Below are 21,656 nucleotides of genomic sequence, written 5' to 3'. Positions count from 1 at the left end.
GTGCGGAGCGCGGGGCGCTCGAGGGGCGCCGGCGGGGCGCGGGGAGGAGGGGATCAGATGGCGTAGTCGACGACCACGGGAGTGTGGTCCGACCATCGCCGGTCGTAGGCGTCGGCGCGGTCCACGGCGTACCCGACGACCTTCGCGGCGAGGGCCGGGGTCGCGAGCTGGTAGTCGATGCGCCAGCCGGTGTCGTTGTCGAACGCCTTGCCGCGCCAGCTCCACCACGTGTACGGGCCGTCGACCTCGCCGGCCTGCTGCCGGCCGACGTCGACCCAGCCGAGGCCGGGGCCCGTGGAGCCGTCGACGCCCGTGACCTGCTCGCCGGCCGGGCCGAGGATCCGGTCGAGGTAGGCGCGCTCCTGCGGCAGGAAGCCGGCGCGCTTCACGTTGCCCTTCCAGTTGCGGATGTCGAGCTCGCGGTGCCCGACGTTGAGGTCGCCGACGACGACCGCGAGCTCGGAGTGCCGGGCGATCTCGGGCAGGCGCCGCTCCATCCCGTCGAGGAAGCGCCACTTCTCGTCCTGCTTCGGGGTGCCGACCTCGCCGGAGTGCACGTAGGCGCTGACGACGGTGATGACGGTGCCGTCCACGTCGTAGTCGGCCTCGAGCCAGCGTCCGGCGCTGTCGAAGTCCTCCTCGCCGATGGCGACGCGGTGGATCTCGGCGCGGCGGCGGCTGGCGAGGGCGACGCCCGCGCGGCCCTTGGCGGTCGCGGCGTCGTGCAGCACGTTCCACTCGGGGCCGAGGAGGTCCTCGATGTCCGACGTCTCGGCGCGCACCTCTTGGATCGCGAGGACGTCGACGTCGCGCGTGGCGAGCCAGTCGCCCATGCCCTTGCGGAACGCGGCCCGGATGCCGTTCGTGTTGATGGACGCGACGCGGAGGTTCGAGGGCATGGAGACGATCCTAACGGCGGCCCCCGCGCCTAGCCGCGGCCCCTCCGGCGCAGCCGAAGCAGCACGCGCGTGAGGCCGCGCGACTGCGCGTACCGCTCCCGTTCCCGGGCGCGCTCCTCCTCCTCGAGGATGCGGCGGGCCTCGTCGAGCCGCTCGACGCGCTCCCGCTCCAGCTGCTCGGGCGTGAGGGAGCGGGCGTCGATGCCATTGTCCGCCATGCTCGTCGCGATCCACGACGCGCAGATCAGGATGACCTGGCAGATGAGGTTGAACCAGATCAGGAGGCCGATGATCACGGCGAACGACGCGAGCAGCGGGTTCCGGCTGGCGCCGCCGAGGAGCGCCGTGCCGAGCACCTTGAGCACGCCCATCGCGACGCCGCCGAGCAGCGCCCCCTGGAGGAGCTGCAGCCGGGGGATCCGGACGCCCGAGAGGATCCGGTACGCGCCCGCCAGCACGGCCGTGTCGAGCGCGAGCACGAGGACCAGTCCCACGGTGCGGCCGACGACGACCGCGAGCAGCGAGTCCTCGCCCACCTGCAGCAGGCGGAACGCGAACCCGAGCAGGCCGGTGCTGACGACGGAGAGGCCGGCGGACAGCACCATGGCGAGCGCGAAGCACAGCGCCAGCCCGAGGTCCTTGACCTTCAGGAGCAGGAAGAAGGTCGCGGGCGGCGGCAGGTCGAAGATGCGGCGCACGGAGTCGCGCGTGGATGCGAGCCAGCCGAGCGCGGTCACGAGGAGGCCGATGGAGCCGATGATCCCCGTGGCCCGGACGGCGCTCGAGGCGAGGAGCGCCTGCGGGTCCTCGATCGCCCCGCCCTCGCCGAACAGCCCGGGCACCGCGCCCTGGATGAGGTCGAGCAGCGAGTCGAGGAGCGCCGGGTTGCCGGCGAGCACGGATCCGGCCACGGAGAAGCCGACCGCGAGGGCGGCGAACACGGCGAAGACCGCCTGGTAGGACATGCCGGCCGCGAGGATGGGCCCGCCCGCGGCGCCGTAGGCGAGGAACACGCGCACGGGCTTCAGCGCCATGACGCGGGCGAAGAGCGCCGGGATCCCGGCGGGAGCCGCGGGACCGTCGGCCGCTGCGGAGCCGGGCGCGGGGGAGGCGGGGGCGGGACGCTCGGGCCGGCCTCGGCCGTCGGGGGCGGTCATCCCCCGAGGATACGGGCCGGTCCGCCCCTGATAGCGTGGGCGGGCCGTTCCGGCACCCGACCGGACAGCCACCCGCGCGGACGGCGCCCGTCCGCACGGCACGCACCCGAGCGAGGGAGTCCCTGTGCGCATCACCGGAATCGGCGTCGGACACGGAGTGGCCACGGGGCCCGTCATGCGGATGCCCGACCCGCTCCCCGAGCCCGGCACGCAGCCCTTCACGGGTGACGCCGACGCCGAGGTCGCGCGCGTCGCCGCCGCCCTGTCCGCCACGGCGGACGACCTGGCCGAGCGCGGAGCGCGCGCGGGCGGCGACGCGAAGGACGTGCTCGACGCGCAGTCGCTCATGGCGCGCGACCCCGCGCTCCTCGACTCGGTCGGCCGCCTCGTCGGCCAGGGCCGCTCGGGGGAGCGCGCGGTCTTCGAGTCCTTCGCCACCTTCCAGGAGCTCCTCACCGGCATGGGCGGCTACATGGCCGAGCGGGCGGCCGACCTCGCCGACGTCGCCCAGCGGGTCATCGCCCGGCTCCGGGGCGTGCCCGCGCCGGGGATCCCCACGGCCGATGCCCCCTTCGTCCTCGTCGCGCGCGACCTCGCGCCCGCCGACACGGCGCTCCTCGAGCTCGACCGCGTGCTCGCCCTCGTCACCACCGACGGCGGCCCGACCAGCCACACCGCGATCCTCGCCCGCAGCCGCTCCATCCCCGCCATCGTCGGCGCGCGCGGCGCCGCGGAGCTCGCGGAGGGCGACGAGGTCGTCGTCGACGCGGCCGCGGGCGTGGTGATCGCGCACCCCGACGACGCGGAGCGCGAGGACGCGCTCCGCCGCATCCGCGCCCGGGAGGAGGCGCTGGCCGCTCCCGTCACCGACGGCGCCCTGGCGGACGGCACCCCGGTCCCGCTGCTGGCGAACCTCGGGTCCCCGGCGGAGGCCGCCCGCGCGGTGGAGCTCGGCGCCGAGGGCGTCGGCCTCTTCCGCACCGAGTTCCTGTTCCTGGACGCCGCCACCGCGCCGTCCGTCGCCGCGCAGACCGCGCAGTACACCGCGCTCCTCGAGGCCTTCCCCGGCCGGAAGGTCGTGGTCCGGGCGCTCGACGCCGGCGCGGACAAGCCGCTCGCGTTCCTCACCGACGCCGACGAGGAGAACCCGGCCCTCGGCCTCCGCGGGCTCCGGGCCCTCCGGGCGCACGAGGAGGTCCTCCGCGACCAGCTCACCGCGCTCGCCGCGGCGGACGCGGCGACCGACGCGGACCTCTGGGTGATGGCGCCCATGGTCGGCGACGCCGAGGAGACCGCCTACTTCGTCGAGCTCGGCCGCGAGCTCGGCCTCAGCACGGTCGGGGTGATGGCCGAGGTGCCGTCGCTCGCGATCCTCGCCGACCAGGTCGTCGAGGTGGCCGACTTCGTGAGCATCGGCACGAACGACCTCACGCAGTACACGATGGCCGCCGACCGCCTGCTCGGCTCGGTCGCCGCCTACCAGGACCCGTGGCACCCCGCGATACTCCGCCTGGTGCGGACGCTCGGCGACGCCGGCGCGGCGTCCGGCACCCCGGTCGGCATCTGCGGCGAGGCGGCGGCGGATCCGCTCCTCGCCGTGGTCCTCGTCGGCCTCGGCGCCACGAGCCTCTCCATGACGCCCGCCGCCCTGGCGGACGTCCGCCTCGAGCTCTCGCGTCGCACGCTCGACGACGCCCGCGCCGCGGCCGCGGCCGTCCTCACCGCCCGCACGGCCGCCGGTGCCCGCGCCGCCGCCGAGCAGGCGCTTGCCGCCCGCTGATCCGCGCGACGACCTCGTCGACGCATCACACCCAGGGGCCGAGCAGCTTGTCGGCCTGCTGGACCAGGCGGACGACGACGGCCTCCGGAAGCGGCAGGCGTCGGCGGATGGCTGACAGGCACCGAAGCGCTTCCCCGGCCCGGTTCGGGAGAAGCCGACGGGAGGGCAGGAGAATCGACGCGCCGCGCAACCCCATGGGGTGGGTGGACGGGCCGTATCAGGCGCCCCGGGGACGACAGCCGCCAGCCGATCGGCTGGAGGGATGGGGCGTGAGGCTGATCTTCGACGAGGGCAGCTCTGACACCTTCGCGTCATGGGTCCACGACTAGGCGGACCGGAGACTGAGGGAACGCGAGATGACACATGCACGAAGCTCGTACACGGCCGGAGCAGGCATCGCCATCGGCGTCGTGCTGGTTGCCCTGAGCGTCGGTACGCCGGCGGCGGCAGCGGATCGCGGAGTGGACGCGGCTGAGTCCGTGGTATCGCAGTCGACCACCATGGGACGAGTCACATACCGTGCATGTGAACGCCGCCGGTCGGATCTGGCAGTAGACGTAGGGGGCATCATGCTCGAGACCACCTCCCTCTCACACGTCTGGATCCTGATCCTGAACCTGGAGGTGTTCGTCCCTGCATTGGTCGGAATCGTGACCGTGCTCGTCTCGCGAGACATGTCGATGGGTTCCAAAGTCGTCGGGACATTCATCTTGCTCGTCCCGGTCTTGGGTTTCGTCCTCTGGTTGGTGTGGAGGGTGGCCCGCCCCGCCACGCATCACGGGCGCCTGCAATAGGCCCTTCGCCCGAGGACCAGTCGACGTGACGGGTCTCACCGGCACTCGGCGAATCTGACGCATCACGGATCTCAGACGCCGGGGGTCGCCTTCGACGATCAGCATCCGGGGATGCACGACGACGGCCCCGCAGCTCCGAGGAGCTGCGGGGCCGTCCGTCTGCGCGAGATGCGGTGCTACGCCTTGCCGCGCATGATGGCCTGCTTGACCTCGGCGATGGCCTGCGTCACCTGGATGCCGCGGGGGCACGCCTCGGAGCAGTTGAAGGTCGTGCGGCAGCGCCACACGCCCTCCTTGTCGTTGAGGATGTCGAGGCGCACGTTCGACTCGTCGCGCGAGTCGAAGATGAAGCGGTGCGCGTTGACGATGGCGGCGGGGCCGAAGTACTGGCCGTCCGTCCAGAAGACGGGGCAGGACGACGTGCACGCGGCGCAGAGGATGCACTTGGTGGTGTCGTCGAAGCGGGCGCGCTCGGCGGCGGACTGGATCCGCTCCTTGCCCTTCTCCGGCTTCGTGTTGGAGATGAGGAAGGGCTGCACGTCGCGGAACGACTCGAAGAACGGCTCCATGTCGACGACCAGGTCCTTCTCCAGCGGCAGGCCCTTGATGGCCTCCACGTAGATGGGCTGGTTGATGTCGAGGTCCTTGATGAGCGTCTTGCAGGCCAGGCGGTTGCGGCCGTTGATGCGCATCGCGTCGGACCCGCAGACGCCGTGCGCGCAGGAGCGGCGGAAGGTCAGCGACCCGTCCTGCTCCCACTTGATCTTGTGCAGGGCGTCGAGGATGCGGTCGGTCGGGTAGACCTCGACGTCGAAGTCCTCCCACCGCGGCTCCGCGTCCTGGCCGGGGAGGTAGCGGCGGATGATGAGGGTGACCGTGAAGGTCGGGATGGCGGATGCCTCTCCCGCGGGGGGTGCGTCCAGGGTTGCGGTGCTCACGATTCGAGTCCTTTTCCGATCGGTGCTGCGGTGACGGGCGGGTGCTGACCCGAGGTCAGTACTTCCGCTCCATCGGCTGGTAGTTCGTGATGACCACGGGCTTGGTGCTCAGCTTGATGTGGTCGCCGGCGTCCGTGCTGTGGGCGTCGCCGGTGAGGTACGCCATGGTGTGGACCATGTAGTTCTCGTCGTCGCGCTTGGGGAAGTCCTCGCGGAAGTGGCCGCCGCGGCTCTCCTTGCGGTACATCGCCGAGTACACGACGACCTCCGCGAGGTCGAGGAGGAATCCGAGCTCGATGGCCTCGAGCAGGTCGGTGTTGAAGCGCTGGCCCTTGTCCTGCACCTGGATGTTCGTGTACCGCTCGCGCAGGTCCGCGATCACCTTGGTGACCTCGATGAGCGTGTCCTCGGTGCGGAACACCTGGGCGTTGCGGTCCATGGACTCCTGCAGCTCGCGACGGAGCGTCGAGATCCGCTCGGTGCCGTTGGAGTTCCGCGCGCCCTCGACGAGGCCCTTCACGAAGTCGGCGGCGTCCGCGGGCAGGGGGGTGAAGTCGACCGTCTTGACGTACTCGGCCGCGTAGTTGCCCGCGCGCTTGCCGAACACGTTGATGTCGAGGAGCGAGTTGGTGCCGAGGCGGTTGGAGCCGTGCACCGAGACGCACGCGCACTCGCCGGCCGCGTACAGGCCGGGGACCACGGTGGTGTTGTCGGACAGCACCTCCGCCTTGATGTTCGTGGGGATGCCGCCCATCGCGTAGTGCGCGGTCGGCAGCACGGGCACGGGCTCCGTGTACGGCTCGACGCCCAGGTACGTGCGCGCGAACTCGGTGATGTCGGGGAGCTTCGCGTCGATGACGGCGGGCTCGAGGTGCGTGATGTCGAGGTAGACGTAGTCCTTGTTCGGGCCGGCGCCACGTCCCTCGCGGATCTCGGTCGCCATGCACCGGGCCACGATGTCGCGGGGGGCGAGGTCCTTGATGGTGGGCGCGTAGCGCTCCATGAAGCGCTCACCCTCGCTGTTGCGGAGGATCGCGCCCTCGCCGCGGGCCGCCTCCGACAGGAGGATGCCGAGGCCGGCGAGCCCGGTCGGGTGGAACTGGAAGAACTCCATGTCCTCCAGCGGCAGGCCCTTGCGCCAGATGATGCCGACGCCGTCGCCCGTGAGGGTGTGCGCGTTGGAGGTCGTCTTGTAGATCTTGCCGAAGCCGCCGGTGGCGAAGATGACGGCCTTGGCCTGGAAGACGTGGATCTCGCCGGTGGAGAGCTCGAGCGCCACGACGCCCGCGGGCTGCTGCTTCCCGTCGACCTCGGCCATGACGAGGTCCAGCACGTAGAACTCGTTGTAGAAGTTGATGCCGAACTTGACGCAGTTCTGGTACAGCGTCTGCAGGATCATGTGTCCGGTGCGGTCGGCTGCGTAGCACGACCGGCGCACCGGGCTCTTGCCGTGGTCGGCGGTGTGGCCGCCGAAGCGGCGCTGGTCGATCTTGCCGTCGGGCGTGCGGTTGAAGGGGAGGCCCATGTTCTCGAGGTCGATGACCGCGTCGATGGCCTCCTTCGCGAGGATCTCCGCCGCGTCCTGGTCGACGAGGTAGTCGCCGCCCTTGACGGTGTCGAAGGTGTGCCACTCCCAGCTGTCCTCCTCGACGTTCGCGAGCGCCGCGGCCATGCCGCCCTGCGCCGCGCCCGTGTGGGAGCGGGTGGGGTAGAGCTTCGAGATGACGGCCGTGTTCGCCTGGGGTCCCGCCTCGATGGCCGCGCGCATGCCGGCACCGCCCGCACCCACGATCACGATGTCGAACTGGTGGTAGTGGACGCCGTCCACGATGGTGCTCGCGGACGGCTCGGAACCGGGGGTGGTGGTGTCGGTGGTCACAGGGCTCTTTCTCGAGGCGGAGGGGGAGCGGCTACAGGTCGCCGCAGAAGGCGGGCAGGAGGTCCGCGGGCTGGCCGGCGGGGCACGGGTCGAAGGTGAAGACGACGAGCGTGCCGAGCACGAGCAGGACCACGGTGGACGCCATGAGCGCGCCCTTGAGGATCGTGCGGGTGCGCGGGGACGCGGCGTAGTCGTTCACGAGGGTGCGCATGCCGTTGGCGCCGTGGATGACCGCGAGCCAGAGCAGCGCGATGTCCCACACCTTCCAGAAGGGGTCCGACAGCTTGCCGCCGACGAACGCGAAGTCGATGGCCTTGATGCCCTCGCCCTGGATGAGGTTCACGTAGAGGTGGCCGAAGATGAGCACCACGAGCACGACGCCCGAGGCGCGCATGTACATCCAGCCCCACTTCTCCCAGTTCACGCCGCCCTGCTTGCGGGGCTGCCGTGCCTGGCGGGGCTTCTCGATGCTGACCTTCTGTGCGATGTCGCTCATGATCAGATCCATCCCGCTTCGCTGAACACGTTGATGAGGTGGCGCGGCACGAACCCGGCCATGAGCACGACCCACAGGCCGATGACCACGTAGAACATGAGGCGCTGGTGCTTGGCGCCGAACTTCCAGAAGTCGATGAGGATGATGCGGAGGCCGTTGAGCGCGTGGAACCCGATGGCGCCGACGAGGGCGACCTCGCCGATCCCCATGACGGGGTTCTTGTACGTGCCGATGACGGCGTTGTACGCCTCGGGGCTCACCCGGATGAGGCTCGTGTCGAGCACGTGCACCAGGAGGAAGAAGAAGATGGACACGCCGGTGATGCGATGGAGCACCCACGACCACATGCCCTCGCGGCCCCGGTAGAGCGTCCCGGCGGGGACCTTCGGTGCACGTGAGACCTGCTGCGGTTCCCGGGTTCCTGCCGTCTTGATGGACACGGAACGACCCTCCCTGATGCTGGTGCCCCGTGGGCGGAGCGCCTTCGCGCCGACATTGCGCGTCCGTCGAGTCTACGGCCCGCTCCCGGCGGTCACCCGTTAGGGCACCCTAAGCGCTCGGGCCTCGCGGGCCCGGTCGTCAGGCGCCGACGGGCACCTGTCCCGCGCTCGTGGGATCCGCGGTCGTGAGCGCCGACCGGCGGGCCGAGACGGCGCGTCCGTAGTGGGCGATGAGCTCGTCGCCGACCGTCGCCCAGGAGCGTCCGAGCACCGCCCGCCGCCCCGCCTCGCCCATGCGCAGGCGCAGGGGGGCGCTGCCCGCGAGCTCGTCGACGAGGCGGCGCAGGTGCGCGTCGCGAGGGGACGCGGGGTCGAAGAGGAAGCCGTCGGTCCCGTGGTCGACCAGGTCGATGGGACCGCCCGCGCGCGGCGCGACCACCGGGAGCCCGGACGCGTGCGCCTCCTGGACCGTCTGGCCGAAGGTCTCCTCCGTCCCCGTGTGCACGAAGACGTCCATCGCGGCGTAGGCGGCGGCGAGCTCGCGGCCGCCGACCCGTCCGAGCCAGGTCACGGGCATGCCGGACAGGGCGCGGCGCGCCGAGGCCTGCCCGGGACCGTCGCCCGCGACGAGGAAGCGCACGCCGGGCATCCCGCGGAGGGCCGACAGCCTCTCCAGCTGCTTCTCCGGGGCGATGCGCCCGACGTACCCGACGACCGTCTCGCCGCCGGGGGCCGCACGACGGCGGAGGGCGACGGCATCCTCCATGGCGCGGTTGCGGGGGTGGTACCGGTCGAGGTCCACGCCGCGGCCCCAGCGGGCGACGCGCTCCACGCCCGCGGCGGCGAGGTCCGCCGCGGCGGCGCTCGAGGGCGCGAGGGTGAGGTCGGCGCCCTGGTGGATCCACCGGACGAGCCGCCACACGTACGGCGCCGTCGCCGCGAGCCCGTTCCGGCGCGCGTAGCCCGCGACGTCCGTCTGGAACACGGCGACGGAGGGCGCCTCGATGCGCGTCGCGGCCGCGATGGCCTGCGCGCCGAGGAAGAGCGGGGAGGCCGCGTGCAGCACGTCGGGCGCGAAGTCGGCGAGCAGGCGCAGCACGTGCGGGCTCGGGATGCCGACGGGGAACTGGCGGTACGCGATGGCGGGGACGCCGTGCACGCGGAAGCCGGCGAACTCGGCCGGTGCGCCGGCGTCGGGCGCGATGACGAGGACCTCGTGGCCGCGATCCCGAAGGTGCTCGAGCACCCGGCAGACGCTCGTGGTGACGCCGTTGACGGTGGGGAGGAAGCTCTCGCTGACGACGGCTACGCGCATGCCCCGACGCTAGGCACGGGCGCCGTCCCGGCCGCCGCGCGGCCGTGAACGCCCCGTTGCGGGTGCGTGAACTCGCCGCATCCGGACGCCTCCGAGGCTGCCGATAGGGTGGGCGCATGACCGAGCAGACGAGCGCGATCTCCCGTTTCTACAGCGTGATCCCCGCGGGGGGCGTGGGCTCCCGGCTCTGGCCGCTGTCCCGCGCGGACGCCCCGAAGTTCCTCCACGACCTCACCGGCTCCGGCCGCACCCTGCTGCGCGACACGTGGGAGCGGCTCGCCCCCCTCTCCGGCGCCGACCGGATCATGGTCGTCACGGGCCGCGCCCACCGCGCCGCCGTGGAGGCCCAGCTGCCCGAGCTCGCCGACCCCAACGTGGTCCTGGAGAGCGAGGGGCGCGACAGCACCGCGGCCATCGCGCTGGCCGCCGCGATCCTCGAGCGCCGGGAGCCCGGCGTCATCATCGGCTCCTTCGCCGCCGACCACGTGATCGCCGACCCGGACCGCTTCCGGGACACCGTGCGCGAGGCCGTCATCGCGGCCGACGCCGGCTACATCACCACCATCGGCATCACGCCCACCGAGCCCGCGACGGGCTTCGGCTACATCCACACGGGCAAGGCGCTGAGCATCCCCGACGCACCGCACGCATTGGAGGTCGCGTCGTTCGTGGAGAAGCCGAGCATCGGCGTCGCGCGCGGCTACGTGAAGGGCGGGACGCACCTCTGGAACGCGGGCATGTTCATCGCCCGCGCCGACCGGCTCCTCGAGGAGCTCGGCCGCACGGAGCCCGAGCTGCTGAAGGGCGTCCTGGAGCTCGCCGAGGCGTGGGACACCGCCGACCGCGGCGTGGTCGTCGACCGCGTCTGGCCGAACCTGAAGAAGATCGCCATCGACTACGCCGTCGCCGAGCCGGCCGCCGCGCGCGGTGCGCTCGCCGTCATCCCCGGCACGTTCACGTGGGACGACGTGGGCGACTTCGCCTCCGTCGCCAAGATGCACTCCAGCGGGCGGAAGTCCGACCTCGTCATCCTCGGCGAGGACGCCCGCGTGCTCTCGGACGCGTCGAGCGGCATCGTCGTCGCCAACAGCAAGCGCGTCATCAGCCTCATCGGCGTGCGCGACATCGTCGTGGTCGACACCCCCGACGCGCTGCTGGTCACCACGAAGGAGAACGCCCAGCGGGTGAAGAGCGTGGTGGACGCGCTCAAGCTCAGCGGCGGGACGGACGTCCTGTAACGAAGGGGCAACGATCCCCCCGGGCGGTCTCCGGGGCCTCCGAGGCGCCGGATCCCCGCCGTTAGATTCCGGGGATGCCCCGCACCCGCCTCGCCGTCCGCGCCGCCAGCCTGCCCATCGCCCTCCTCGCCGCCGCGGCCCTCGCCGGCTGCGGCGCGGCGCCCGATCCCTCCGCCAGCGGCACCGCGTCCGCGAGCGACTACTGCGCCCGCATGGTCACCAACTCCGGCGGGCTCCAGGACCGGTCCTTCAACCAGTCGAGCTGGGAGGGCCTGGAGCGCGCGGAGCAGGAGCTCGGCATCGAGGCCGACGTCCTCGTGTCCACCTCCGAGACCGACCTCGGGCCGAACGTCGAGCAGGCGGTCGGCACCGGCTGCGGCTTCGTCCTCACCGTCGGCTACGAGCTGGCGGAGGCGACCGCGGCCGCGGCGGCCGAGAACCCCGACGTCCACTTCTCCATCGTCGACGAGGTCGTCGACGCCCCCAACGTCAAGCCGCTCGTGTTCGACACCGCGCAGGCCTCCTACCTCGCGGGCTACCTCGCGGCGGGCGTGAGCGAGACCGGCAAGGTCGGCACGTTCGGCGGCGGCAACCAGCCGCCCGTCACCCTGTTCATGGACGGCTTCGTCGACGGCGTCGCCGCCTACAACCAGGCGCACGGCACGCAGGTCGTCGCGCTCGGGTGGGACGCCGCGGCGCAGGACGGCACGTTCACGGGCGACTTCGAGGACGTCGCCAAGGGCCAGACCACCACGCAGAACCTGCTCGACCAGGGCGCGGACGTCATCATGCCCGTCGCGGGGCAGGTGGGGGAGGGCGCCGCGTCCGCGATCCTGCAGCACGGCAGCGGCAAGCTCATCTGGGTCGACAACGACGGCTACGACACCCTCCCGGCCGAGTACCGCCCGCTCCTGCTGACGAGCGTGCTCAAGGACACGGGCCAGGCGGTGGTCGACATCGTCGGCGACGACGCCGAGGGCACCTTCTCCTCCGAGTCGTACGTGGGCACGCTGGAGAACGGCGGCGTCGGCCTCGCCGGGTACCACGACCTCGCGGCCTCCGTCCCCGCCGAGCTGCAGGCGGAGCTCGACGCGCTGGAGGCGCGGATCGTCTCCGGCGAGGTCGAGGTGCGGTCCGTCTCGACCCCGTAGCAGAGCCCGCGTTTCGGCGGGGTTTCGGCCTCGTCGCGGATCGGTAACGCTTGCGCCACGGAGGCCGCCGAGGGCCTCGGGAGCATTCCCGCGCATGGGTAACATGAAGCCACATCGCCCGGCGGACCCGGGCTGCAACTGGAGGCCACAGTGACCATCACCACCCGAAAGGCCGCCCTCGGCGGTCTCGCCGCCGTCGGCATCACCGCGCTCCTCGCGGGCTGCGGCGCCGCCCCCGAGTCCACGAGCGGGGGTGCGAGCGACGAGGCGAGCAACGACCTCCTCTCCTGCATGGTCTCCGACTCCGGCGGGTTCGACGACAAGTCGTTCAACCAGCTCGGCTTCGAGGGCCTGACCAAGGCCGTCGACGACCTCGGGCTGACCGCCCCGAAGACGGTGGAGTCGGCGTCCGAGACCGACTTCGCGCCCAACCTCACCAACCTCGCCGACCAGGGCTGCGGCCTGATCGTCACGGTCGGCTTCCTGCTCAAGGAAGCCACGGAGGAGGCCGCCGCCGCGAACCCCGACATCGAGTACGCGATCATCGACGACGCGCAGATCAGCGCCGACAACGTGAAGCCCATCACGTTCAACACCAGCGAGGCCGCGTTCCTCGCGGGCTACGCGGCGGCGGCCTACTCGAAGACCGGCACCGTCGGCACCTTCGGCGGCCTGCAGATCCCGACCGTCACGATCTTCATGGACGGCTTCGTGGACGGCGTCGCCTACTTCAACGAGCAGAAGGGCGCGGACGTCAAGGCCATCGGCTGGGACGTCGCCAGCCAGAGCGGTTCGTTCACCGGCGAGTTCGTCGCGAACCAGACGGCCAAGACGGCCGCGCAGACGCTCATCGACCAGGGCGCGGACGTCATCATGCCCGTCGGCGGTCCGATCTTCCTGAGCGCCGGCGAGGCCATCCGCGACTCCAGCGACAAGCAGGTCGTCATGGTGGGCGTCGACTCCGACGCGTACGAGACCGCGCCCGACCTCAAGGACCTCTTCCTCACGTCGGTGCTGAAGGGCATCGACGCGGGCGTCGAGGACGTCGTGAAGACCGCCGCCGACGGCGCGTTCGACGCGACGCCGTACGTCGGCACGCTCGAGAACGGCGGCGTGGACATCGCCCCGTTCCACGACTACGAGTCCGAGGTCCCCGCGGAGCTCTCCGGCGAGCTGGACGCCATCAAGGCCGGCATCATCGACGGCTCCATCACCGTCGAGTCGCCGTCGTCGCTCACGGAGTAGCGACGCCGCCGACGAAGTAGCATCGAACGCACCGCGGGGGGATCGGCAGTCGCCGGTCCCCCCGCCGCGTGCTCACCCGTCCCACCGAACAGATTGATCCGATGAAGCTCGAACTGCGGGGCATCACCAAGCGCTTCGGCGCGCTGGTGGCCAACGACCACATCGACCTCGTCGTCCACCCGGGCGAGATCCACTGCCTCCTGGGTGAGAACGGCGCGGGCAAGTCCACGCTGATGAACGTGCTCTACGGCCTGTACCAGGCCGAGGAGGGCGACATCCTCCTCGACGACCGGGTGGCGCGCTTCGCCGGGCCCGGCGACGCCATGGCCGCCGGCATCGGCATGGTGCACCAGCACTTCATGCTGATCCCCGTGTTCACGGTCGCGGAGAACGTCATGCTCGGCCACGAGGAGACGAAGCTCGGCGGCCGGCTCGACCTGGCGGGGGCCCGCGCGAAGGTGCGCGAGATCTCGGCGAGGTTCGGCTTCGACGTCGACCCGGACGCGCTCGTCGCGGACCTGCCCGTCGGCGTCCAGCAGCGCGTCGAGATCATCAAGGCCCTGTCGCGCGACGCGGAGGTGCTCGTGTTCGACGAGCCCACCGCTGTGCTCACGCCGCAGGAGACCGATGAGCTCATGGTCATCATGAAGCAGCTCCGGGATGCCGGCACCGGCATCGTCTTCATCACGCACAAGCTGCGCGAGGTGCGCGAGGTCGCGGACCGCATCACCGTCATCCGGCTCGGGAAGGTGGTCGGCGAGGCCGAGCCCACCGCGAGCAACGCGGAGCTCGCGTCCCTCATGGTGGGCCGCAGCGTGTCGCTCACGGTCGCCAAGGACCCCGCGACGCCCGGCGCCGCCGCCCTCGTCGTGCGCGACCTCACCGTCATCGACGCGTCCGGACAGGTCGTCGTCGACGGCGTCAGCTTCGACGTCCACGCAGGGGAGATCCTCGCCATCGCCGGTGTGCAGGGCAACGGCCAGACCGAGCTGACCGAGGCGATCCTGGGCCTCCAGCCGCGCGTGTCCGGCACCATCGACCTCGACGGCACCCGGCTCACGGGCCGCTCCGTCCGCCGCGTGCTCGACGCCGGAGTGGGCTTCGTGCCCGAGGACCGCAACGAGGACGGGCTCGTCGCCGAGTTCACCATCGCCGAGAACCTCATGCTCGACCGGTCCGACAGCCCGCCCTTCGTGGTCGCCGGATCCCTGAAGCTCGGCTACCTCGACGAGTTCGCCCGCGACCGCGTGCGTGAGTTCGACATCCGGACGCAGGGCATCGACACCCACGTCGGCCGCCTGTCCGGCGGCAACGCGCAGAAGGTCGTCCTCGCGCGCGAGCTCAGCCGGGACCTCCGCCTCTTCGTCGCCGCGCAGCCCACGCGCGGCCTCGACGTCGGGTCGATCGAGTTCGTGCACACCCGCGTCGTCGAGACGCGCGACCGCGGCCTGCCCGTCATCGTCGTCTCCACGGAGCTCGACGAGGTGGCGGCGCTCGCCGACCGCATCGCCGTCATGTACCGCGGCGGCATCGTCGGGATCGTGCCCGGCGACACCCCGCGCGACGTGCTCGGCCTCATGATGGCCGGCGAGGTCCCGGCATCCGTCTCCACCACCACGACCGCCGGAGGGCGCACCGCATGACCGACGACACCCGACGTCCCGAGGGCCACGGCCCGGCGGACCCGTCCGCGGGGCAGCTGCCCGCCTCCGGTCGCGAGGCAGGATCGGTGGGCGACCCCACGCGCTCGGAGGCGCCGGCCGGCGTCCCCGCCGCGGCGACCGCCGCGCCCGCCGACGCGAGCCCGGGGGAGGGCCCCGAGGGGTCGCGCGCCGGACAGGTCCTCCGCGAGATCGCGAGCGGCAGCGCGCTGCTCTCCGTCCTCGCGGTCGTGCTCAGCCTGGTGGTCGGCGCGCTCCTCATCGCCGTCACCGACGAGGCGACGCAGGAGGCGGCCGGGTACTTCTTCAGCCGCCCGCTCGACACCCTCCGCGCCGGGTGGGACGCCGCGTCCGGCGCCTACTCGGCGCTCTTCCAGGGCTCGGTGTACAACTTCCGCCGCCCCGGGTTCGCCAACGGCATCAAGCCGCTCACCGAGACGCTCACCTTCGCGACGCCGCTGATCGCGGCCGGCCTCGGCGTGGCGATCGCGTTCCGCGTCGGCCTGTTCAACATCGGCGCCCGCGGCCAGATGCTCATCGCCGCCGGGTGCGCCGGCTGGGTCGGCTTCAGCTTCGACCTGCCTCCCGTCGTGCACCTGGTGCTCGCGGTCGCCGCGGGCATCGCGGGCGGCGCCTTCTGGGGCGGGATCGTGGGGCTCCTGAAGGCCCGCACCGGCGCGCACGAGGTGATCGTCACGATCATGCTCAACTACGTCGCGTTCTACCTCATCTCCTACCTGCTCCGGACGCCGGGCCTCCTGCAGGCGCCCGGGTCCAACAACCCGAAGACGCCGGCGATGCTCGACACGGCCGTGTTCCCGCCGCTCCTCGGCGACCAGTACTCGCTGCACGCGGGCTTCCTCGTGGTCGTCGTCGCGACGGTCGTCATCTGGTACCTGCTCAACCGCTCGGGCCTCGGCTTCCGCTTCCGCGCGGTCGGCGAGAACCCGAGCGCGGCGCGGGTCGCCGGCATCGACGTCAAGAGCTCCTACCTCTACGCCATGCTCATCTCGGGCGGCCTCGCCGGCCTCGCCGGGGCGAGCCAGGTGCTCGGCACGGTGACCACGGGCTTCAGCTCGGGCATCGACGCGGGCATCGGCTTCGACGCCATCACCGTGGCCCTGCTCGGCCGCAGCCGGCCGTGGGGCGTCTTCGTCGCGGGGATCCTGTTCGGCGCCTTCAAGGCCGGCGGCTTCTCCATGCAGGCGGCCGAGGGCGTGCCCATCGACATCGTCGTGGTCGTCCAGTCGCTCATCGTCCTGTTCATCGCGGCGCCTCCGCTCGTGCGGGCGGTCTTCCGCCTCCCCGCGCCGGGCCAGGCCAGGCGCACCACCCGGACCCGGAAGGCGGCGACGGCATCGTGACCGCGACCACCCCCACGACGGCGTCGTCCCCGGCGCCCCACGACCCGGCGGCGACCGCGCTCGAGCGCACCGTCGCCACGAGCTGGAAGGCGCCCGTCGCCTTCGGCTTCTTCACCGCGGTCTCGCTCGTCCTGTTCGTGCTCCTCGGCCGCGAGGGCTCGAGCACGTTCGGGCTCTCGACCGGGACGGACCTCATCCAGCTGGCGCCCGTGGTGCTGCCGACCGCCGCCACCGGCGTGGTCGTCACCGTGCTGCTCGCGGCGCTCACCGTGGTGTCCGTGCTGCTCGTGCGCCGCTCCGCGCGGACGCCGCTGTGGTTCACGGCCGTCTTCGCGGTCCTCTTCCTCGTGGCGTTCCTCACCTGGGCGTCGGCGGGCCAGACGATCCCGGTGCCGGGTCTCCTCGTCGGCACCGTGAGCCTCTCGGTGCCGCTCATCTTCGGCGCCCTCGGCGGGGTGCTCTCGGAGCGCGTCGGCGTCGTCAACGTCGCCATCGAGGGCCAGCTGCTGGCGGGCGCGTTCGTGTCCGCGGTGGTCGCGTCGATCACGGGCCAGCCGCTGATCGGGCTCGTGGCCGCGATGGCGGCCGGCATGCTCGTCTCGTTCGTGCTCGCCGCCTTCGCCATCAAGTACCTGGTCGACCAGGTCATCGTCGGCGTCGTGCTCAACGTGCTGGTCACGGGCCTCACGAGCTTCCTGTTCTCGCAGGTGCTCTCGGCCGACCCCGGCACATTGAACTCGCCGCCGCGCTTCGACCGCATCGACATCCCGGTCCTCGGTCAGATCCCCGTCATCGGCCCGGTCCTGTTCCGGCAGACGATCATCGTCTACCTCATGTACGTGGCCGTGTTCCTCGTCTGGTTCTGCCTGTTCCACACGCGCTGGGGGCTCCGCCTCCGCGCGGTGGGCGAGCACCCGCAGGCGGCCGACACCGTGGGCATCAAGGTCGCCGCCACCCGGTTCTGGAACGTGTCCCTCGCTGGCGCGATCGCCGGGCTCGGCGGGGCGTTCTTCACGCTCGGCTCCGTCGGCGCGTTCAACAAGGAGATGACGGCGGGCGCCGGGTTCATCGCGCTGGCCGCGGTCATCTTCGGCCGGTGGGATCCGCTGCGCGCCACGCTCGCGGCCCTCCTGTTCGGCTTCGCGAGCAACCTGCAGAACGTCCTCGGCGTCATCGGGTCGCCCGTGCCGAGCGAGTTCATGCTGATGCTGCCGTACGTCGTGACCATCGCCGCGGTCGCCGGACTGGTGGGGCAGGTGCGCGGTCCCGCCGCGGCCGGCAAGCCCTACGTGAAGTCGTGAGCGGCGTCGAGCCCGTGGAGTCGGGCGGCATCGACTGGGGCTCCCTCCGCGCGGCAGCCCACGACGCCATGCAGCGCGCGTACGTGCCCTACTCCCGCTTCCCCGTGGGCGTCGCGGCCATCGCCACCGACGGCCGCGTCATCACCGGCTGCAACGTGGAGAACGCGTCCTACGGCCTGACCCTGTGCGCCGAGTGCGCCCTCGTCTCCGTCCTGCACCTCACGGGCGGCGGCCAGCTGGTGGCGTTCACGTGCGTGGACGGCGACGGCAACATCCTCATGCCGTGCGGGCGCTGCCGTCAGCTGCTGTTCGAGCACGCGGTGCCGGGCATGCTGCTGGAGACCGTCTCGGGCGTCCGCACCATCGACGAGGTCCTGCCCGACGCCTTCGGGCCGAGGACGCTGGACGCGTACGGGGACCGGGCATGAGCGCCGCGTTCGACGTCGTCGACCTGATCCGGGCCAAGCGCGACGGAGGCCGGCTCTCGACCGCCGAGATCGACTGGCTGGTCGCGGCGTACACCGACCGCTACGTGGCCGACGAGCAGATGGCCGCCCTCGCGATGGCGATCCTCCTGCGCGGCATGGACCGCGCCGAGATCCGCGACCTCACCCTCGCCATGATCGCGAGCGGCGAGACCCTCGACTTCTCCGGGCTCGGCAAGCCCACGGTGGACAAGCACTCCACGGGCGGCGTGGGCGACAAGATCACGCTGCCGCTCATGCCGCTGGTCGCCTCCTACGGGGTCGCCGTGCCGCAGCTCTCCGGCCGGGGGCTCGGCCACACCGGCGGCACGCTCGACAAGCTCGAGTCGATCCCCGGCTGGCGCGCCGACCTCAGCACCGAGGAGATGGTGCAGCAGATGCGGGACCACGGCGGCGTGATCTGCGCCGCGGGCACCGGTCTCGCACCCGCGGACAAGCGCCTCTACGCGCTCCGCGACACCACGGGCACGGTCGAGGCGATCCCGCTCATCGCGTCGAGCATCATGAGCAAGAAGATCGCCGAGGGCACGGGCGCGCTCGTGCTCGACGTGAAGTACGGGTCCGGCGCCTTCATGACCGACATCGACCGGTCCCGGGAGCTGGCGCGCACCATGGTGGAGCTCGGCACCGACGCGGGGGTGCGGACCACCGCGCTCCTCACCGACATGGACGTGCCGCTCGGCCTCGCCATCGGCAACGCCAACGAGGTGCGCGAGTCCGTCGAGGTGCTCGCGGGCGGGGGGCCGGCCGACGTCGTGGAGCTGACGCTCGCGCTCGCGCGGGAGATGCTCGCCGCCGTCGGCATGCCCGACGCCGACGTGGAGGACGCCCTCCGCGACGGCCGCGCCATGGACTCCTGGCGCGCCACCGTGCGCGCGCAGGGCGGGGACCCGGACGCCGCGATGCCCGTGGCGCGCGAGACCCACGTCGTGAGGGCCGAGCGCGACGGCGTGCTCGTGCAGCAGGACGCCCTGCCCTTCGGCATCGCCGCGTGGCGCCTGGGCGCGGGCCGCGCACGCCAGGGGGACGCCGTGCAGCACGCCGCGGGCGTCGACCTCCACGCGAAGCCCGGGGATCCGGTGCGTCGCGGCGAGCCGCTCTTCACGCTGTCGACCGACGAGCCGGAGCGCTTCGCCCGGGCGCTCGAGTCGCTCGAGGGCGCCTACCGCGTCGGCGATCCCGACGAGCACGTCGCGCGCGGCCCGCTCGTGCGCGAGCGCATCACCGCCGAGGACTGATCCGGGCCGTCCGGTCGCTCCACGCCGGCGGCCGGACAGCCGGACGGACCCGGGCGCCGCCGTCCTCGGGCGGGCGGGTCAGCCGATCCGCTCGAGGGCGTCGACGACCACGTCCCAGAATCCCGCGTGGTCGAGCTCCACGGCCACCTGCGTCGTGCAGTCGGCGGGAGCGGGCCGGCGGAGGTCGGTCACCGTCATGCCGGTGGTGTGCGTGCCGGTGAGCTCCACCGACACGGGCGCCCGACGGACGGACACCAGGCGCGGGTCGATGACGCGCGCGACCGCGCACGGGTCGTGCACGGGCGGGCTCGGGAAGTCCTGCCGGTCGTGGTACGCCCGCCCGTACGACTCCAGGGAGTCGACGACGAAGCGCGCCGCCGGGGTCCCGAGGGCGGCGATGCGGTCCATCACCTCCGGGGTGGCGGTGGCCTGGTAGGTGAGGTCGAGGCCGACCATGGTCACGGGCCAGGACTCGCCGAACACGATGTGCGCCGCCTCGGGGTCGACGGCGACGTTGAACTCGGCGACGGCGGTGCTGTTGCCCGCGTGGTAGCCGCCGCCCATGAGCACGACCTCCTTCACGCGCTCCACGATCCGCGGCTCGCGGCGGACGGCCAGGGCGATGTTGGTGAGGGCCCCGAGCGGCACGAGGGTGATCTCGCCCGGTGCGTGCGCCATGACGGTGTCGATGATGAGGTCCACCGCGTGCCGCGGGTCCAGCTCCACGGTCGGCTCCGGCAGCTCGGGCCCGTCGAGGCCGGACTCGCCGTGGATCTCGGGGGCGGTCATCACCGGGCGCACCAGGGGGCGCCCGCATCCGGCGGCGACGGGCACGTCGTGGATGCCCGCGACGGTCGCGACCGCGAGCGCGTTGCGCGTCACCTTGTCGAGGGTCTGGTTGCCCGCCACGGTGGTGATGCCGACGAGCTCGACCTCGGGGCTGCCGTGCGCGAGCATCAGGGCGAGGGCGTCGTCGTGCCCCGGGTCGCAGTCGATCAGGATCTTGGTGCGCACGGGTCCTCCGGGTTCGATGGGGACCCGCCATCTGCGTCGCGCACCGATGATCAGTGCGCTCACGAACTCGGCGCGGGCCCCGTCGAGGCTAGTAGATTCGACCCATGACGATCGCTCCCGAGGACTCCACGCTGCCCGGCGGAGGGTCGTACCGCGACCTCCCCAAGGTCTCCCTGCACGACCACCTCGACGGCGGGCTCCGCCCCGCGACCATCCTCGAGCTCGGGGCCGCCGCCGGCATCGAGCTGCCCGCGCAGGACGCGGACGCGCTCGGCGAGTGGTTCCGCACCAGCGCCGACTCGGGATCGCTCGTGGACTACCTGAAGACCTTCGACGTCACCATCGCCGTGATGCAGACCGAGGAGCACCTCGCCCGCGTCGCCCGCGAGTTCGTCGAGGACCTCGCGGAGGACGGCGTGGTCTACGGCGAGGTCCGCTGGGCCCCCGAGCAGCACCTCACCGCCGGCCTGTCGCTCGACGCGGTCGTCGAGGCCGTGCAGGCGGGCATCGAGGAGGGCGTCCGCGGCGTCGAGGAGGCGGGCGGCTCCATCCGCGTCGGCCAGCTCGTCAGCGCCATGCGCCACCTCGACCGCGGCACCGAGATCGCCGAGCTCGCCATCCGCCACCGCGACCGCGGCGTCGTCGGCTTCGACATCGCCGGCCCCGAGGCGGGCTTCCCGCCGTCGCGCATGCAGGGCGCGTTCGACCTGCTCGCGCGCGAGTGGATGCCCCGCACCATCCACGCGGGCGAGGCCGACGGCCTCGAGTCCATCCGGGGCGCACTCCTCGACGGCCGGGCGCTCCGGCTCGGCCACGGGGTCCGCATCGCCGAGGACATCGAGATCGACAGCGAGGAGGGCGAGGACGTGTTCGTCACCCTCGGCACGCTCGCCCAGTGGGTCAAGGACCGCGGCATCCCGCTGGAGCTCAGCCCGTCGTCGAACCTGCAGACCGGCGCCATCGAGGCGTGGGGCGACGCGATGCGCGACCACCCGTTCGACCTGCTCTACCAGCTGGGCTTCGCCGTCACGGTGAACACCGACAACCGCCTGATGAGCGGCACGTCCCTCAGCCGCGAGCTCGCCCTGCTCACCGACGCCTTCGCGTACGACCTCGACGACCACGAGGCCTTCCAGCTGAACGCGGCCGCGGCGGCGTTCCTCCCGCTCGAGGAGCGCGAGGCGCTCGCCGACATCGTCTCCGACGGGTTCGCCCGCCTGTAGCCGCGCGGCCGCACGGCCCGCATCCCGTCCACCCGTCA

19 protein-coding genes are annotated in these 21,656 nt (G+C 72.3%); 11 read left to right on the top strand and 8 right to left on the bottom strand.

Annotation, left to right across the window (positions count from 1 at the left end):
• Window positions 1–53: 53 nt before the first annotated feature.
• Window positions 54–899, bottom strand: a complete 846-nt coding sequence (locus tag AC07VC_RS07050; RefSeq protein ID WP_317228955.1) for an exodeoxyribonuclease III — start codon at window positions 897–899, stop codon at window positions 54–56.
• A 29-nt stretch (window positions 900–928) separates the two neighbouring features.
• Complete coding sequence (locus AC07VC_RS07045) at window positions 929–2,056, bottom strand: YihY/virulence factor BrkB family protein (RefSeq protein WP_494675371.1); 1,128 nt, start codon at window positions 2,054–2,056, stop codon at window positions 929–931.
• Between the two features lie 124 nt (window positions 2,057–2,180).
• Here AC07VC_RS07045 and ptsP point away from each other — a divergent pair, with 124 nt between their 5' ends.
• Both ptsP and AC07VC_RS07035 read left to right on the top strand, forming a co-directional pair.
• The gene (gene ptsP, locus AC07VC_RS07040) at window positions 2,181–3,836 is read left to right on the top strand and encodes a phosphoenolpyruvate--protein phosphotransferase (protein WP_494675372.1); all 1,656 of its coding nucleotides are present in this window, start codon (window positions 2,181–2,183) and stop codon (window positions 3,834–3,836) included.
• A 569-nt stretch (window positions 3,837–4,405) separates the two neighbouring features.
• Window positions 4,406–4,630, top strand: a complete 225-nt coding sequence (locus AC07VC_RS07035; protein WP_494675373.1) for a hypothetical protein — start codon at window positions 4,406–4,408, stop codon at window positions 4,628–4,630.
• Between the two features lie 176 nt (window positions 4,631–4,806).
• Here AC07VC_RS07035 and AC07VC_RS07030 read toward each other — a convergent pair whose 3' ends face one another.
• The 5 genes from AC07VC_RS07030 to AC07VC_RS07010 all read right to left on the bottom strand — a co-directional run bounded on the left by AC07VC_RS07030 (window position 4,807) and on the right by AC07VC_RS07010 (window position 9,698).
• Window positions 4,807–5,568, bottom strand: a complete 762-nt coding sequence (locus tag AC07VC_RS07030; RefSeq protein WP_094115337.1) for a succinate dehydrogenase iron-sulfur subunit — start codon at window positions 5,566–5,568, stop codon at window positions 4,807–4,809.
• Window positions 5,569–5,623: 55 nt separating this feature from the next.
• A complete protein-coding gene (gene sdhA / locus AC07VC_RS07025) occupies window positions 5,624–7,447 on the bottom strand; it encodes a succinate dehydrogenase flavoprotein subunit (protein WP_317228959.1) in 1,824 nt (607 codons plus the stop codon).
• A gap of 31 nt (window positions 7,448–7,478) precedes the next feature.
• Entirely contained in the window at window positions 7,479–7,943 is a 465-nt protein-coding gene (locus tag AC07VC_RS07020; RefSeq protein ID WP_316293526.1) for a succinate dehydrogenase hydrophobic membrane anchor subunit, read from the bottom strand.
• Between the two features lie 2 nt (window positions 7,944–7,945).
• Complete coding sequence (gene sdhC / locus AC07VC_RS07015) at window positions 7,946–8,383, bottom strand: succinate dehydrogenase, cytochrome b556 subunit (RefSeq protein ID WP_317228960.1); 438 nt, start codon at window positions 8,381–8,383, stop codon at window positions 7,946–7,948.
• Window positions 8,384–8,522: 139 nt separating this feature from the next.
• Entirely contained in the window at window positions 8,523–9,698 is a 1,176-nt protein-coding gene (locus AC07VC_RS07010; RefSeq protein ID WP_494675374.1) for a glycosyltransferase family 4 protein, read from the bottom strand.
• A gap of 116 nt (window positions 9,699–9,814) precedes the next feature.
• On the opposite strand from AC07VC_RS07010, the gene AC07VC_RS07005 reads away from it, so the two are divergent.
• The 8 genes from AC07VC_RS07005 (at window position 9,815) to AC07VC_RS06970 (ending at window position 19,381) form a co-directional block, all read left to right on the top strand.
• Complete coding sequence (locus tag AC07VC_RS07005; RefSeq protein WP_104290564.1) at window positions 9,815–10,936, top strand: mannose-1-phosphate guanylyltransferase; 1,122 nt, start codon at window positions 9,815–9,817, stop codon at window positions 10,934–10,936.
• Between the two features lie 74 nt (window positions 10,937–11,010).
• Entirely contained in the window at window positions 11,011–12,087 is a 1,077-nt protein-coding gene (locus tag AC07VC_RS07000; RefSeq protein WP_494675375.1) for a BMP family lipoprotein, read from the top strand.
• Between the two features lie 150 nt (window positions 12,088–12,237).
• Window positions 12,238–13,332, top strand: a complete 1,095-nt coding sequence (locus AC07VC_RS06995; protein ID WP_494675376.1) for a BMP family lipoprotein — start codon at window positions 12,238–12,240, stop codon at window positions 13,330–13,332.
• A 101-nt stretch (window positions 13,333–13,433) separates the two neighbouring features.
• Entirely contained in the window at window positions 13,434–14,975 is a 1,542-nt protein-coding gene (locus tag AC07VC_RS06990) for an ABC transporter ATP-binding protein (protein ID WP_494675377.1), read from the top strand.
• A complete protein-coding gene (locus tag AC07VC_RS06985) occupies window positions 14,972–16,357 on the top strand; it encodes an ABC transporter permease (RefSeq protein WP_494675378.1) in 1,386 nt (461 codons plus the stop codon). The genes AC07VC_RS06990 and AC07VC_RS06985 overlap by 4 nt, the downstream gene beginning before the upstream one ends.
• Complete coding sequence (locus AC07VC_RS06980) at window positions 16,354–17,658, top strand: ABC transporter permease (protein WP_494675379.1); 1,305 nt, start codon at window positions 16,354–16,356, stop codon at window positions 17,656–17,658. The genes AC07VC_RS06985 and AC07VC_RS06980 overlap by 4 nt, the downstream gene beginning before the upstream one ends.
• Window positions 17,655–18,086 (top strand): cytidine deaminase, encoded by a 432-nt coding sequence (locus AC07VC_RS06975; RefSeq protein ID WP_494675380.1) that lies wholly within the window; start codon window positions 17,655–17,657, stop codon window positions 18,084–18,086. Before AC07VC_RS06980 ends, AC07VC_RS06975 begins: the two co-directional genes overlap by 4 nt.
• Entirely contained in the window at window positions 18,083–19,381 is a 1,299-nt protein-coding gene (locus tag AC07VC_RS06970; RefSeq protein ID WP_494675381.1) for a thymidine phosphorylase, read from the top strand. The genes AC07VC_RS06975 and AC07VC_RS06970 overlap by 4 nt, the downstream gene beginning before the upstream one ends.
• 78 nt (window positions 19,382–19,459) lie before the next feature.
• On the opposite strand, the gene uriH is transcribed toward AC07VC_RS06970, so the two are convergent.
• Window positions 19,460–20,395, bottom strand: a complete 936-nt coding sequence (gene uriH / locus AC07VC_RS06965; RefSeq protein WP_494675382.1) for a uridine-preferring nucleoside hydrolase UriH — start codon at window positions 20,393–20,395, stop codon at window positions 19,460–19,462.
• 104 nt (window positions 20,396–20,499) lie between these two features.
• Here uriH and AC07VC_RS06960 point away from each other — a divergent pair, with 104 nt between their 5' ends.
• The gene (locus tag AC07VC_RS06960) at window positions 20,500–21,618 is read left to right on the top strand and encodes an adenosine deaminase (RefSeq protein WP_494675383.1); all 1,119 of its coding nucleotides are present in this window, start codon (window positions 20,500–20,502) and stop codon (window positions 21,616–21,618) included.
• Window positions 21,619–21,656: the final 38 nt, after the last annotated feature.

Source organism: Clavibacter sp. GW821-FHT01D01, assembly GCF_059422605.1.
The sequence above is the reverse complement of the archived record's forward strand: the minus strand, read 5'-3'. Positions and strand labels throughout refer to the sequence as shown.

Excerpts from the sequence above, each read along its gene's own strand:
- AC07VC_RS06985 (WP_494675378.1), top strand. The coding sequence starts at position 14,972 with ATGACCGACGACACCCGACGTCCCGAGGGCCACGGCCCGGCGGACCCG.
- AC07VC_RS06970 (WP_494675381.1), top strand. The coding sequence starts at position 18,083 with ATGAGCGCCGCGTTCGACGTCGTCGACCTGATCCGGGCCAAGCGCGAC.
- AC07VC_RS07050 (WP_317228955.1), bottom strand. The coding sequence starts at position 899 with ATGCCCTCGAACCTCCGCGTCGCGTCCATCAACACGAACGGCATCCGG.
- AC07VC_RS07035 (WP_494675373.1), top strand. The coding sequence starts at position 4,406 with ATGCTCGAGACCACCTCCCTCTCACACGTCTGGATCCTGATCCTGAAC.
- AC07VC_RS07005 (WP_104290564.1), top strand. The coding sequence starts at position 9,815 with ATGACCGAGCAGACGAGCGCGATCTCCCGTTTCTACAGCGTGATCCCC.
- AC07VC_RS07010 (WP_494675374.1), bottom strand. The coding sequence starts at position 9,698 with ATGCGCGTAGCCGTCGTCAGCGAGAGCTTCCTCCCCACCGTCAACGGC.
- AC07VC_RS07000 (WP_494675375.1), top strand. The coding sequence starts at position 11,011 with ATGCCCCGCACCCGCCTCGCCGTCCGCGCCGCCAGCCTGCCCATCGCC.
- AC07VC_RS07020 (WP_316293526.1), bottom strand. The coding sequence starts at position 7,943 with ATGAGCGACATCGCACAGAAGGTCAGCATCGAGAAGCCCCGCCAGGCA.
- AC07VC_RS06990 (WP_494675377.1), top strand. The coding sequence starts at position 13,434 with ATGAAGCTCGAACTGCGGGGCATCACCAAGCGCTTCGGCGCGCTGGTG.
- AC07VC_RS07045 (WP_494675371.1), bottom strand. The coding sequence starts at position 2,056 with ATGACCGCCCCCGACGGCCGAGGCCGGCCCGAGCGTCCCGCCCCCGCC.
- AC07VC_RS06960 (WP_494675383.1), top strand. The coding sequence starts at position 20,500 with ATGACGATCGCTCCCGAGGACTCCACGCTGCCCGGCGGAGGGTCGTAC.